At 54.3% G+C, this 14,531-nt stretch carries 7 protein-coding genes and 4 pseudogenes; 2 read left to right on the top strand and 9 right to left on the bottom strand.

The features are described from left to right. Positions 1-81, top strand: a pseudogene (locus QZ506_RS04785) (lipoprotein); the annotation flags it as partial. A gap of 374 nt (positions 82-455) precedes the next feature. On the opposite strand, the gene tldD reads toward QZ506_RS04785, so the two are convergent. From tldD to csrD, 8 genes and pseudogenes are all read right to left on the bottom strand, one after another. Next, complete coding sequence (gene tldD, locus QZ506_RS04780; RefSeq protein ID WP_291969422.1) at positions 456-1,901, bottom strand: metalloprotease TldD; 1,446 nt, start codon at positions 1,899-1,901, stop codon at positions 456-458. A gap of 69 nt (positions 1,902-1,970) precedes the next feature. Next, positions 1,971-5,795 (bottom strand): AsmA2 domain-containing protein YhdP, encoded by a 3,825-nt coding sequence (gene yhdP, locus QZ506_RS04775; protein ID WP_291969421.1) that lies wholly within the window; start codon positions 5,793-5,795, stop codon positions 1,971-1,973. Positions 5,796-5,867: 72 nt separating this feature from the next. Further along, a complete protein-coding gene (gene rng / locus QZ506_RS04770; RefSeq protein WP_291969419.1) occupies positions 5,868-7,337 on the bottom strand; it encodes a ribonuclease G in 1,470 nt (489 codons plus the stop codon). After that, a pseudogene (locus QZ506_RS04765) lies at positions 7,327-7,920 on the bottom strand (nucleoside triphosphate pyrophosphatase). The gene rng and the pseudogene QZ506_RS04765 overlap by 11 nt, the downstream one beginning before the upstream one ends. Before the next feature lie 71 nt (positions 7,921-7,991). Further along, complete coding sequence (mreD, locus tag QZ506_RS04760; protein ID WP_291969417.1) at positions 7,992-8,480, bottom strand: rod shape-determining protein MreD; 489 nt, start codon at positions 8,478-8,480, stop codon at positions 7,992-7,994. Continuing rightward, positions 8,477-9,553, bottom strand: a complete 1,077-nt coding sequence (gene mreC, locus QZ506_RS04755) for a rod shape-determining protein MreC (protein ID WP_291969415.1) — start codon at positions 9,551-9,553, stop codon at positions 8,477-8,479. The genes mreD and mreC overlap by 4 nt, the downstream gene beginning before the upstream one ends. A 251-nt stretch (positions 9,554-9,804) precedes the next feature. Next, positions 9,805-10,848, bottom strand: a complete 1,044-nt coding sequence (mreB, locus tag QZ506_RS04750) for a rod shape-determining protein MreB (protein WP_004385136.1) — start codon at positions 10,846-10,848, stop codon at positions 9,805-9,807. A gap of 318 nt (positions 10,849-11,166) precedes the next feature. Further along, positions 11,167-13,097 (bottom strand): annotated as a pseudogene (csrD, locus tag QZ506_RS04745) (RNase E specificity factor CsrD). A 287-nt stretch (positions 13,098-13,384) separates the two neighbouring features. Here csrD and msrP point away from each other — a divergent pair. Then, positions 13,385-14,238, top strand: a pseudogene (gene msrP, locus QZ506_RS04740) (protein-methionine-sulfoxide reductase catalytic subunit MsrP); the annotation flags it as partial. On the opposite strand, the gene QZ506_RS04735 reads toward msrP, so the two are convergent. Next, positions 14,226-14,531, bottom strand: a 306-nt coding sequence (locus tag QZ506_RS04735) for an IS1 family transposase (protein WP_291969413.1), incomplete at its 5' end; no start/stop codon positions are given. The pseudogene msrP and the gene QZ506_RS04735 sit on opposite strands and share 13 nt — an antisense overlap.

The raw sequence follows: 14,531 nt of genomic DNA, 5'->3' as shown, positions 1-14,531 counted from the left end.
GTGGGTGAAGCCATGGCCATGGTCAAAGCGCTTAACCGGATCACGCTATTAGGAATGCCGAACAGTATTCGCATCACGTAACAATCGACCCGTATGGGGCGCAGTCGTTACAAGTTCTGATTTATTCAACAAAGCCATAATACAGCAAATAAATGCACGATCAAAGGAGATGCCAATTGTCGGAAGTCCGAGTAAAAAGACATCTTTTTCTTTAGATGGTAAGGGGAATATCTCTGTAGAAATACATTTATTTCAAAACCTTGATGCTTATCATCACTCTGTTTATCAAGAACATTTTCCCAATTCAAAATATCCCTGTTTACACGCGAAGGCACGAGTCAATATCGCCAGCAACGGCAATTGTGATATCGTCGAAGCAACCCTATCACACCCTGGAATTGAGTAACCACCGCCACGCGTTTTTGCAATAGCATGGCGGTGAAAATTGCGCAGAATTACGCCGTACCGCCCACCGTCATGCTGTCCAGTTTCAGCGTCGGCAGCCCAACGCCAACGGGTAGGCTTTGGCCCTCTTTGCCACACACGCCAACGCCTTTATCCAATGCCAAATCGTTACCCACCATGGATATCTGCTGCATGGCTTCGATACCCGAGCCAATCAGGGTTGCCCCTTTAACCGGCGTCGTGACTTTACCATTTTCAATCAGATAGGCTTCGGAGGTTGAGAACACGAACTTGCCGGAGGTAATATCCACTTGGCCACCGCCAAAGTTAGGCGCATATAAACCGTATTCCACGCTGGAAATAATCTCTTCCGGCGTCGATTTACCCGCCAACATGTAAGTATTGGTCATGCGTGGCATCGGCAAATGGGCATAAGACTCGCGGCGACCATTACCGGTCGGCGCCACCCCCATCAAACGCGCGTTGAGCTTGTCTTGCATGTAACCTTTCAGCACACCGTTCTCAATCAGCACGTTGTATTGCCCGGCCACGCCTTCGTCATCCATCGCCAGCGAACCGCGGCGTCCTTCCAGCGTACCATCATCCACCACGGTACACAGTTCAGAGGCAACCAGCTTGCCCATCTGCCCGCTGAACACCGACGTGCCACGGCGGTTAAAATCCCCTTCCAGTCCGTGTCCGACAGCTTCATGCAGCAGCACACCCGGCCAGCCAGCGCCCAGTACCACCGGCATCGTACCCGCAGGCGCAGCAACAGCGGAAAGGTTGACCAGCGCCATACGCACCGCTTCTTTCGCCCAGGCCTCCACCCGCGCTTCTCCGTCCACCACTTGCCAGAAGTAGTCGTAACCCACGCGCGCGCCACCGCCGCTGGCACCGCGTTCACGTTTACCATCCTGCTCAACCAGCACGCTGATCGACAGGCGCACCAACGGACGCACATCAGCGGCCAGCGTGCCGTCGGTTGCCGCCACCAACACGTATTCATAGACACCGGTCAGGCTGACGCTCACTTCCTGCACGCGGGCATCGGCCGTGCGCGCCACACTGTCTGCGCGTTGCAGCAGTGCCAGTTTCTCTTCACGGCTCAGGCTGTCCAGCGGATTGAGCTGCGGATACAGCGCACGATGAGCGTTTTCCCCCAGTGTGCGAACGCGGCCAGTGCCCTGCTCGCGCACGATGCTACGCGCTGCTTGGGCGCTTTGGTGCAGCGCATTGAGCGTGATTTGGTCTGCATAGGCAAACCCGGTTTTTTCCCCGCTTACCGCGCGAATACCGACCCCTTGATCTATATTGTAAGAGCCATCTTTAATGATGAGGTCTTCCAACACCCAGGATTCATGGTAACTGGATTGAAAATAGAGATCGGCATAATCCAGGCGACGTTCATTCAATACCTCTAACACCGAGAACAGGTCTTGCTGGCTCAAGTTGTTAGCAGTGAGTAACTGTTCACTGACAAACGAAAGACTCATATTTTTTCCACTTTAGTTCACATGAAACCAATGAATAAATGGCACGGGGGCCATCACTATGCTGGCGTATTAACGCAGCTCCTGCACCGCATTTTTTTGCTGCTCACGCAGGACTTCCTTAATCGTAGGCTGATCCAGGCTGCCATGAATCTGGTAGCGAATCAGCGAGATTTTGTTCCAGAGCGGTGCCAGCACCTTGCTGGCCGCAAACACGGCAGCACCAATCACCGGGTTGACCACAAAGGCGGTAGCCACACCCACCGTGGCTGAAATTTCCGGTGCAATCACCGCTTCCATGGCAATTTGGCGGTTAGCAAGATCGACACTGCCCTTCATGGCGATATCTGCTTCCAATCCGTCTACCAGCAGATCGTCGGTATGCAACACGCCGTCTTTAATCCAAGCCGTGCTACGGATGGAATCAAAATAGAAGCCCTTACCAAAGGTATCGCTAAAATCAAACTGCAATTTGCGCAGTAACGCATCAAAGCTCACCAGACGCAGCAAGCGTCCCGCTTGACCAGTACCCGCATTGACAATATCGCCCTTGCCAATACGCGTGTGCAAAATACCGCTCAGGCTCGCCAGATGTGGTGCCCACGGCGAACCACGCCAATAGAGATCATAGTCAACATCAAAGGTCGCTGCGCGCAGCGGCGTATCAATACCAAACCAGTCGGCATTTTGCTCCAGCGTACCGCCCGTCAAACGCCCTTTGAGTGCGGTGCGAACTCCTTCGGCATTCTCCTGCCAACTGCCGCTGGCAGTCAGCTTGGATTTGCCAGTATCGATCACACACTCACTGAGCGTCAGCTTATCTTTTTCTGGTTGCAGCGTCGCCGTTATTTGGCCCAGGTTCTGCCCGGCAATCCAGCATTCCCCGCAGGCAAGCTGCAACGCGGGCCAGTCTTCAAAGCGGATGCTGGGGTCATTGAGCGGTGATTTATTCTCCGCCAGCGCTACGGGGTTGGTTGCTTCATCCCCTTTCCACTGCGGGTTGTAGTAGAGATAGCGAATATCCGCGCGCCACATGCCGCTCTGCGGGACCGTCAAATTAGCATCAATCTCACGCCCGGTAGTGTGAATTTCATTACCCTGCGGCGTATTGCGGCTATTGAGTACCACGTCATGCCACTGCTGACCGAGCAGTTTCAGCGCGGGCGTACGCAGCGTCACACTTTCCGGCACATGGAGATTGCTTTGCGCCCCTTTGCGCAAGACGGTATCACCACGCAGGGCGGGCAGTAATCCTAACCAACGCTCCGCATCCAGCGCGGGCAGAGCCAACACCAGTTCAGACTGTTCCGGCAACGTGGGAGAGGTTTGTGCCCCCTGCTGCCAGATTGCGCGCGCTAGCGTCAGCACATCGCCACTCAATAACCACTGGCTGTTAAACTGTGCCGTTTTTCCCAGACTACCTGCAAGCGTGAACCCTTTTAGATCCCCTTTGGCTGCAATCTTAAGCGGCACCGGCGTCCCCTGTGCTTTATTGAGCGGCTCATGTAAGCGAGTGCTTACATTTTTTAGGTCGGCATCAACGCTGACCTCATAGGTATCAACGCCTTTATAGGGTAGATTCACCGTTACATCGCTACGCCAGGCGGCGGTTCCCGACAGTGCGGTTTGCAATGTTTTTGGCAGACCGGGGAACAGCGCTGGTGCCCATTCACCCTTCAGCACCACCTTTACCAGAAAAGCTTTTTCCTGCTCTTCGGTATTGAAACTGAACGTGACGGGCTGCCCTAACCAGTTAGCAGCAATATCATCGCTGTTCAGGGTGCCACTGCGATAATGGAAGCGTCCTTTGAGCTGTTTTAGCGTGCTATTCAGCGGGTTGATATACAGGCTATTGTTACTGAGTTGAATATCGCCACTGGCTTCTACCGCGCCGTGTGCCAAGGGAATATCGAGGTGCAGCGTACCATTGACGTTACCGCCAATTTGCAGTTGCTTTAACGCACTCCCCACGCTGTCCTTGAGCGGTGTTTGTTCAAAATAGTGTCCGACATCGGGCCCTTCCCCTTGAAGTTCGCCATCAATCAGCAACTTTTCCTTGCTGTAGTCAGGGATGGCGGCAAGAATATTTCTGCCGGCAACATTCCCTAACTGCGTTGATGGCGCGGACATCCACAAGCCGTTGTTGGCAAAATTGAGATCGATATCCAACGGTGACAGCACGGGCCAGCCTGCTTCAAATTCAAAGGTAGCCGCGCGTAGCGGCACCCATACCTGAAACTGACCTTCGTTATGCTCAAAGGGGAAATGCGACGGGTTACCGGCAAAAATCAGCGTGGCGTTGTCGACGTGCCCCCCTTTTAACGCACGGTTCAAGTAGTTCACCAGTGGCGCACCAATCAGCGGTTCTGGGAAGTAACGCCAGGCTTCAGAGGCATTGGCTAGCCGAATTACCGCCAGAATATCCAGACGTGGCTCCCCATTCACCGGGTGACGGTATTGAAAATCGCCCTGAGCCTGTAGCGCACGTGCCTGCACATTCAGCCCTTTACTCCACACTTCCCAGCCGTCGGCGGCATTGATCCAATCTACCGCACCGTTTGCCTGCTGAATCTCGAACGGTGCCCGGAACTGATTACCGCTGGGCAGTACAGTTTGCGGCAACGCAAAGGTGACGCGCCCGCGTTCGACGCTGCCACTCAGCGTGCCAGCCAGCTTTTCGCCGCCCGGCAACCATTCCCACGCTTTCCAGCGCAGATCGCGCCATGCCGCTTGAAAACGACTTTTTTCCGGTTGTTTTAAGGGAATATCAAGGTCCAGTTGTGTCAGAAGCCCTTCCGGTTGCAGCGCCTCCCAGCGCGTTTTAAGCTCGGGCGTCACCGTGGACAGCAGCGGCAACAAATCACGCAAACGTGCCAGGCTCAGTTCACTGGCACGCACCCGCAGCATATCTTGTTGTTCTGCCGACGACGCGGGTATCCAGCTCGCCGCCAGACTCCCTTTCGGCCAGGCAACACCGTCCGTAGCCAAATTCAAGACAGGCACGGCAACCTGCCAGCCTTCACCTTCCCGCGTGGCATGCAGTGCCAGTTCGTCTACGCTCAGACGATGGATGTTGTCTCCTTCTTTCCAGGCTGCCGAGCCCTGGGCCAAAAAGACATCGCTGGCAACCAGCGCTCCGCTGCGCACCTGCAACCAGGCTGCAAGATTGAAATTGGCGCTATCCAGCCCGGTATTATTTTTTAGCCATCGGCTGATCCAGGGCTTCATATCAATATTGTCAGCCTGTAGGTACACCGTGCCGTCATTCAGATGACCCTGAATCGCCTGCAAATCCATGCGTACCTGCACCACGCCGTGCTGCCCATTGAAACTCGACAGGCTGATTTGCCCTTCGGCACGATGTCGATTGTTGCGGTTCAACCAGGTCAATTGTGGGATGGCGAGCTCCGCACGATCGCCAGAAGGCGTGAGGAAAGAGAGGCGGCTGTCGCGCAGATCGAAATGATCGAACTGCTGGAGGAACAGTGTACTGAGACGATCGGTTTCGATCAGGCTACCGTCGGCCCGCTGCCCGGTCAATGTGGCATCCAGAGTCAAGTGCACGCGGTGGAACGTCAGATCGCGAAACTGCCATCGCGCATGCAGCAATGACTGCCACACATCCAGCGCGAGCGTGATGCGCTCTGCCCGCCAGCGCGCAGCAGGAGACTCGCTTGTCAGGCCATCGATCGAAAGCGTCGGACCAAAAGAAGCCAAACTGCCAGTAAGGCGTCGCGCGTCAACCGATACGCCCGTCGTCGACGTAACACACGCCATGATTTGCGGCCGAAAACGATCGAGCTGCGGCATCGCTAATCGTAAACCACTGACGATCAGCGCCACGACAACAACAATCGTAGCACCCGTCATCAGCAATAGGCCGGGCAGTCGCCTCACACTATTCTCCTTGATCTTCGTCGCAGGCGACGCGGGGAAGTCATTCTGTTCGGTTTATCATCGACATGGGGACTACATCATCACCACATCAAACTGTTCCTGGCTGTACAACGGCTCAATCTGCACCTTGACCTGTTTACCGACAAAAATTTCCACTTCTGCCAGGGCGTGGGACTCTTCGCTTTTCAATACCTCAGCCACCGCAGGCGATGCGTACACCAGGAAGCGATCAGTGTCATAGGCATGGTGCACCCGCACAATTTCACGCATGATTTCATAGCAAACAGTCTCGACGCTTTTCACCCTGCCGCGACCATGGCAAGTCGGGCACTGATGACACAGCACATGTTCAATGCTCTCACGAGTGCGCTTGCGCGTCATCTCCACTAATCCTAGTTGAGAGAAGCCGTTAATACTGGTTTTAACCCGATCTTTGGCGAGCGCCTGCTCCAGAGAGTGCAGCACCCGGCGACGGTGGTCCTCATTACTCATGTCGATGAAATCGATAATGATAATACCACCCAGGTTGCGCAGCCGCAGTTGGCGGGCAATGGCCTGCGTCGCTTCGATATTGGTGTTAAAGATGGTCTCATCCAGATTGCGATGACCGACAAAGGCCCCGGTATTGATGTCTATCGTCGTCATCGCCTCGGTTTGATCGATGATCAGATAACCACCGGATTTCAGCTCAACCTTTCTGTCCAGCGAACGCTGAATTTCATTCTCCACGTCATAGAGATCGAAAATCGGCTGGCGTCCGGCGTAATGCTCCAGCTTATTGGTGGCTTCCGGAATATAGTCCGTGGTGAACTCCAGCAGCGCGTCATAAGTCAGACGGGAGTCGATGCGGATGCGATCCAACGCCGCACCGGCAAAATCACGCAGGATACGCTGCGCCAGCGCCACTTCACCGTACAGCTTACATTTGGTCTGGTTACGCTTTTTACGCTCGCTGACTTTGGTCCACAGGCGTTTGAGGAACGCAGCGTCTGAAGAAAGCTCATCTTCCCCAATCCCCTCTGCCGCTGTGCGGATAATAAACCCGCCCTGCTCGTCGCAATATTCACTGACGATTTTCTTCAGGCGTTCACGTTCCACTTCACTTTCAATACGCTGTGAAACCCCAACGTGGGCCGCGCCGGGCATGAAAACCAGATAGCGCGATGGCAGCGTAATATCGGTGGTCAGTCGGGCACCTTTGGTACCGAGCGGGTCTTTCACCACCTGCACCACCAAGTCCTGCCCCTGGCGCACCAGTTCAGCAATATCGCGCACGTGGAAGTTTTTCTGTTCTTCCCCGGCCACGCATTCAGTATGGGGCATGATGTCTGACGCGTGCAAAAACGCCGCTTTATCCAGCCCGATATCCACGAACGCGGCCTGCATGCCCGGCAATACCCTGCTGACACGGCCTTTATAGATATTGCCCACGATGCCGCGTTTCGCTTCGCGCTCAATATGGATCTCTTGCAGTATTCCGCCGTCAATGTAGGCAACGCGCGTTTCCGACGGCGTCACGTTGACCAATAACTCAGCTGTCATTTTCTGCTCCTGCCGTTCGTAACGCTATAATCTGATTGTACAATTCATGGGTTTCCACCAGCGGAAAACCGACAACCGCGTGGTAACTGCCAGCGATCGCTTTAACGAAACAGCCGCCTTTACCTTGAATGCCGTAGGCTCCCGCTTTATCCATCGGCTCACCGCTGGCAACGTAGTGGGTAATGTCCTACTGCGTCAGCGCGCGAAACGTCACGTCGGTCACCACCAGCGCGCCGCACTGGGTGCGACGATCGGCCAACGTGACCGCAGTCATCACCTGATGCTGTCGCCCTGAAAGCATCGATAAGATGTGCGCGGCATGGGCTTCGTCGCGCGGTTTTTCCAGTACCTGTCCTTCCAGCACCACGATGGTATCGGCCCCCAACACGGGCAAATCTTGCGGTGCGGCAGCAACCCCTGCCTGCGCTTTATCCTGCGCTAGACGGCGTACATAGACCTCTGCCGTTTCATGTGCTGCCTGCTGCTCGATAACATCAACACGCAACCGTTCAAAAGGGATATCCAGCAACGTAAGAAGTTCGCGGCGGCGCGGTGAACCCGAGGCCAGATAGAGCGCAGTCATATATCCTCGCTACGTAGTCACTCTACGTATTCTACTGTAGGCGCTCCGGTTAAGGACTACGCCCTTATTGATTATTGTATTGTGAACTGACGGCGAATTTTGCGCATCAACAGGAATAGCCAAGGCCACAACACGCCATCGACCACACAGTTCCACAAATTTTCCGGCCTAAATGACACATTGCTTACTAGGAACTCTGCCCAAAAAACAATCAGATCCATCACCAGCGAAAGCACCATAACGATCAGGGCTTGTTGCCAGAGCGCCATATTGCGGAACAGTTGAAACTTGAAGGCCACCAGATAGGCGACAATGCTGAGTGCCAGCGCACGCACGCCGAGCGTGGATCCTAAAACAAGGTCCATCACCATTCCCAGCACAAAGCCGGTACCAACGTTAACCCGATGCGGTAACGCCATTACCCAATAAATCAGAAACAGCGATAGCCACGATGGCCGGAAATGATAGAACTGATCCGGCCACGGCATGATTTGCAGCACCATGGCGATCAGGAACGATAACCAGATGATCCAGTTGCCGTGACGGCGATAGCGGTTCATTGGCGCCCTCCCTGTGCTGGCGTAGCAGCAGGTGGCGTATTACGTTGAGGTTGTTGACCTTGAGACGCACTGCGCGCGGGGGCGTTTTTCGGCTGTGCGTTGCCCTGCTGCTGCGCGGCAGGTGCTGCGACAGCAGGCGGTGCCGGCGGGCCCATTTCATCGGGAGAGGGCAGAACCTGGGGCATCATCTGCATCAAGCGTTCGTTGGCGACACGATGCACTTCTTGCGGCGGCAACCCTTTGCCCGACACATCGTCAACGCCCCACAGCAACAGCAGATAGCGTAAACGTTGCAGACCGGCAGTAGGATGCGCCTTGATAACGGTGTAGGCGCGTTGCGTATCCACCTTCACTTCGGAGACGACGCCCACCGGATACCCTTCAGGGAAACGACCACCCAGTCCGGATGTCACCAGCACATCACCGACGCGAATATCGGTGTTGTTGGGCAAATGCTCCAGTTGCAAATCGTCAGTGCAGCCATTACCTGCAGCAATCACGCGGATATCATTGCGCAGCACCTGAATCGGCAGCGCATGGGAAACATCGCAGATCAGCAGCACACGGCTGGTCAACTGACCGACCGCGACAACCTGTCCGACCACCCCTTTATCACTGATAACCGGTTGCCCTTCGTAGACCCCGTGCGCCGCCCCTTTATCAATCACAACCTGATCGCTATAGGGGTCTGTGCCTGCGGAAATCACCTGGGTCACCATTTTCTGCTCGTCCTGACGCAGCGGTGACCCCAACAGTTCGCGTAGACGCGCGTTTTCCTGTTTCAGTTGGCCGAGCAGCAGCAGATCGCTGTTACGCAGTTGCAGTTCCTGGCGTAACGCACGGTTTTCCAGCGCCAGCTGATTTTTGGTCGCCAGCGATTCAGAGACATTATCCAATACTTCACGCGGCCCGTTGGCGAGGAAATAGAACGGGCTGACCGCCGTATCCATATAGGTACGGATCTTGAGAAACGTCCCCAAGCGGCTATCGGCGATAATGATCGCCATCGCCGTGAAGACGGCAAGAAAAAGTCGCAATTGCAGGGAAGGTCCCCTGCTAAAAATCGGCTTCATAAAGGTTGCGTATTCCTCAACGCGAATAAAGAACGCCCGACACGCTCGAAACGAAAGCTAACATTCGTGTTATTCACCGCCGTCATGCCCGCAGAAACGAAGGGGCAGAGGGGCGCCGGGCGCAGGGAATTACGCTAATGGCGATACCCGTGAAAACGAATCGCCACAGAATAAAAAAAGAGGGGCTACCCTACGGGATGAAAAACAACGCTGTTTCCCCATACGGTTCCCCTTCCTTTTATTCTGTACTCTTACTCTTCGCTGAACAGATCACCGCCGTGCATGTCGATCATTTCCAGCGCTTTACCGCCACCGCGAGCCACGCAGGTCAGTGGATCTTCGGCAACCACGACAGGGATGCCGGTCTCTTCCATCAGCAGGCGATCCAAGTTACGCAGCAGTGCGCCACCACCGGTCAACACCATGCCGCGTTCAGAAATATCGGAAGCTAGCTCTGGCGGGCACTGTTCCAGCGCAACCATCACCGCGCTCACTATGCCGGTCAACGGCTCCTGCAACGCTTCCAGAATCTCGTTCGAGTTAAGGGTAAAGCCGCGCGGTACGCCCTCAGCTAGGTTACGACCACGCACTTCGATTTCGCGTACTTCATCGCCCGGATACGCAGAACCAATTTCGTGCTTGATGCGTTCCGCCGTTGCTTCACCGATCAGTGAGCCGTAGTTACGGCGCACATAATTGATGATAGCTTCATCGAAGCGGTCGCCACCAATACGCACGGAAGAAGAGTAGACCACACCGTTCAGGGAGATAACCGCCACTTCTGTGGTACCGCCACCGATATCCACCACCATGGAGCCCGTTGCTTCAGAAACCGGCAGTCCAGCACCGATAGCCGCCGCCATCGGTTCTTCAATCAGGAACACTTCGCGCGCCCCTGCCCCTTGCGCGGATTCGCGAATGGCACGACGTTCAACCTGAGTAGCACCGACTGGCACACACACCAGTACGCGTGGGCTCGGACGCATAAAGCTGTTGCTGTGCACTTGTTTGATAAAGTGCTGCAACATTTTCTCGGTCACGAAGAAGTCGGCGATAACACCGTCTTTCATCGGGCGGATAGCTGCGATATTACCCGGAGTACGACCAAGCATCTGTTTGGCTTCATGGCCTACGGCAGCGACGCTCTTAGGCGAACCGGCACGATCCTGACGGATAGCGACCACAGACGGCTCATTCAGTACAATGCCCTGCCCTTTAACATAAATCAGGGTATTGGCGGTACCCAGGTCGATGGACAAGTCGTTGGAAAACATGCCACGAAATTTTTTAAACATAACGAAAGGATAATCCTGCAAGCTGAGGGCGAAAAGAAATCCGCCTACTTTACCAACCACACGGTGCAGCGACAAGGCACGACAGCGCTCTGCATCGGTGAAAAAATTCCCCTGTGTCATACGCATCACGTTCCCCTGAAAAACCGTTGGGGCGATATTTCTTTGTGCGGTAAAGCGAGTTACCGCTTTTTCACGCAGTCGGATGACATCAACACTAGACACAAAATCTAACATTTTATCTGCCAGTCCATGCAATAAGCGCACACTAACCGATTTATAAACCACGCATTCTACGTCAATTTACCTGCGACATTCACCCTAAACACGATGCCGAGGTGAATATTTTTTCAACTCATCGCTGACAGGGATAGACGCCGCGAAAAAATCGCCCTAGCCACCATAGACACCGCGACTCGATAGCGTATTCCACTCTTCCTGAGTTCTGACGCCTGCGGCAAACACGTTGGCGGAGGTTCACTTGCAGGCTTCGATCAGGCTTTGTACAAAAAGTTGATTTTTCGTCCTGCGTTCAAAACGGCGCACCAGACCTAGGTGCAACTTGATGATTTCCACCTGCAACGTTCTAATATAGTTCGTGCTGACCAAGGTCAGCCCGGCTTGCTTCACCGCCAGCCAACCCCCCAATCCCACCAGCGTATTCAGAATAGGACGCAAGCGCTCGATATACTGACACACATCTGACTCAGCAAGTTCAAACAATATGCATTGACGCTGCTGTTTCGGGCATTGCAATAGCACTTCTTGTAACCAACGCCAGAAAGGACGCTGCAACAACGAATCTACATTGACGGGCATCGACAACGTCTCCTGCTGCTAGGAAGCAGACAACGCGATGATTTGTGTCACCAGCAGCCGATCATAATTGGGCGTCAGCCCCAATTGCCGTACCAGCGGCATATATTCGGCGGCTAGCAGAACCTGATCACCATAGGTGATACGCGGCATGATTTCCCGATGACGTACCACGCCATCGCGCGTCACCGCCGGTTTTTGATACAGATGCGGGCCACCTTTTGCCAGCGTCTGTTCCAGCAATGTGCGCCATTTCACGCTGCCGCGCCCCTTGTCTGGCACCTGCCGGTCAAATACGCACCAGCCGTTTCCTCCATGCAATACCGCATTGCGCGTAGCATCCTCCACACTCTCCATCACCTGCTCAGAACTCTGCCCGCTGGCATAGGCACAGATGCCGATATGCAGTACATCCTCATGATCGATAAGCGGCGTGATCGGCAGAATATCCAGCGCTTTGACTAAATGCGCCGCAATAATATCCGCTTCTTTCAGCGAACGGTGTGGCAGCAGCACTGCAAAATCACTGTTGAAATAGCGCGCCAGCAGCGCGGAGGGATAACGCATAAGGTCGAGAGCATATTGACCAGCGTATTGCGGTACTCACGCAGTTCATTGGCATAGCGATGCGTTTCCTGCAAGGTATCGAAATCCGGCAGGTGAATCATCATTACCACGCCGTGGGTGCCGACATCTTCCGCGTTTTCCAACTGCGTGGTGAGTTGGTTATCGAAAAACAGGCGATTACTCAATCCTGTTTCCGCATCCTGGGCGGCGAATGCGCGGATCAGCGTATCCAGTCGGCTGCGTTCCTCGCGTGCGTCGGCAAGGTCCGACAGCAACTGATCGAACGCACCGCTAGCGCTATCGGGCCATTCGTGCACCGAACCGTGCGCCACCGATTCGCGTTCACCGCGCAGAATGCGGTTTGCGCGCGTCTCCAACTGTTCGTGCCCTGCCACCTTGCGGCGAAAACGCCGCACGGCAAACACTAGTAGCGCAGGCATGCACACCATCGCCACCACCATGGCGATAGTGGAGAAAATCCAGCGCGGCGAGCCGAAAAAGGGATCAAGATAGGTAAGGTTGACGCGAAAATCGGTATTTTGCATCAGCGGCAGTTGCATCACATGGTGCACATAATCGCCTTCTGCACTCATCAGTTCCGGCAATCGCAGCGAAAATTGCAGGTTGTGATCGAGGTCTCTGATCTCCAGGAGCACAACCCCCGCAGCCTTCATCATCGAGGGCAGCCAAAAGCGTAATCGCTCAGGAGGTTGAACCAACAGCGCCTGATCGATGCTGGTCGCGATAGCATGAAGCTGGTTATCAATCTGCTGGAGATTATCATCAACAATGGTGACTAACACTATGATAAAAAGCAGGTATATGACGACTATCAGCACCATCGTCATCAATGAAGAAAATTTCGTCATTCGCCCATCCCTGCATCCTCTCGCCGCACGAGGTCACACCCCCGTACCGTATTCAGCACTGTTGTTAATACTACCTGTTACAAATATAGACACTAAAGGATTTTCCCTGACTTTTCCTCTCTGGTCACAATCACAGCGCGATCATGACGTGAGCGCAACTGATAACCACCAACAATTTCCCCTTCAGGCGAGTGGTGCAACGCTCTGCAATGAACTCTTTTTTGCTCGTGCCGTCTTATCTTCCATACTTACTGTACGCAGTCGTCGTAACCCATGGAGACATCATCATGTCTGACTCTCATCGTCAACGCCAACCGAGCGCCGCCGACGTTACCCCTGAGGGGATTTTTCACCAGCGCCGTGCCGTGATGAAAGCGCTGGGTATCGCCGCCGCCTCACTGAGCCTGCCGCTTAGCGCACAGGCGGATGTGCTCGACTGTCTCACCGGCGGCGGCAAAAAAAACCGACAACACCGCCACCCACGCCGCTCAGCTTCACACCGGAATCCAATGCGCCAGCGTCACTCACGCTGACGCACGAGGATAAGGTTACCGGCTATAACAACTTCTATGAATTCGGACTGGATAAAGCCGACCCGGCCGCCGATGCTGGCGGGTTGCGCACGGAGGGCTGGAAGATACAAATAGAAGGGGAAATCGCCAGACCCGTCACGCTGGATATCGATGACATTATCAAGCGCTTTCCGCTGGAAGAGCGCATCTATCGCTTTCGCTGTGTAGAGGCATGGTCAATAGTGATTCCCTGGGTGGGATTTCCCTTGGCGAAACTGATTCAGTTCGTAGAGCAGACCAGCGCCGCGCGCTATGTTGCCTTTCAAACCCTGCACGATCCCGAACAGATGCTAGGGCAGAAAGATCGCTTTCTCGGTGGCGGGCTTGACTATCCTTATGTAGAAGGCTTAACCATTGAAGAGGCGCTACATCCTTTGACTCTGCTGGCGCTGGGGGTTTACGGCAAAACCTTGCCACCACAGAACGGCGCCCCCATCCGTCTCGTGACACCATGGAAATACGGGTTCAAGAACATCAAGTCCATCGTGAAAATCCGATTTACGCGCGAACGGCCGCCCTCAACCTGGAATCTGGCTGCGCCGGATGAATATGGTTTTTATGCCAATGTGTGTCGTGTATTCAATGAGTTGATGTAGCATAAAACGTAGTACTCGCGTTCGATGTAAGTACCGATGATCCTATCGTGCATTTCGGATGATTTTGAATATCCGAGCGTCTTGCGATTGAGCCGTTGCAATCGGTTACGCAGTGTCAGATGTGAACGCTCAATACGCTGTGTATACAGCTTGCTAACAATGTGTTTTACTTTTGGAAGTTCGTCGTTGTAAGCCCTGTAGCCATCCGTGTTTGCATGACTGACGACGGTAACGCTGATGGCCACTTTTGCCATAACCGTGTTTTT

Source organism: Candidatus Symbiopectobacterium sp. (assembly GCF_020054415.1).
Taxonomy (GTDB): domain Bacteria; phylum Pseudomonadota; class Gammaproteobacteria; order Enterobacterales; family Enterobacteriaceae; genus Symbiopectobacterium.
Note: the sequence above shows the minus strand (reverse complement) of the source record. Positions and strands in the feature narration are given on the sequence as shown.

Bases quoted from the DNA above. Each gene is read 5' to 3' on its own strand.
- mreC (WP_291969415.1), bottom strand. From the start codon at position 9,553: ATGAAGCCGATTTTTAGCAGGGGACCTTCCCTGCAATTGCGACTTTTT.
- rng (WP_291969419.1), bottom strand. From the start codon at position 7,337: ATGACAGCTGAGTTATTGGTCAACGTGACGCCGTCGGAAACGCGCGTT.
- mreB (WP_004385136.1), bottom strand. From the start codon at position 10,848: ATGTTTAAAAAATTTCGTGGCATGTTTTCCAACGACTTGTCCATCGAC.
- tldD (WP_291969422.1), bottom strand. From the start codon at position 1,901: ATGAGTCTTTCGTTTGTCAGTGAACAGTTACTCACTGCTAACAACTTG.
- mreD (WP_291969417.1), bottom strand. From the start codon at position 8,480: ATGAACCGCTATCGCCGTCACGGCAACTGGATCATCTGGTTATCGTTC.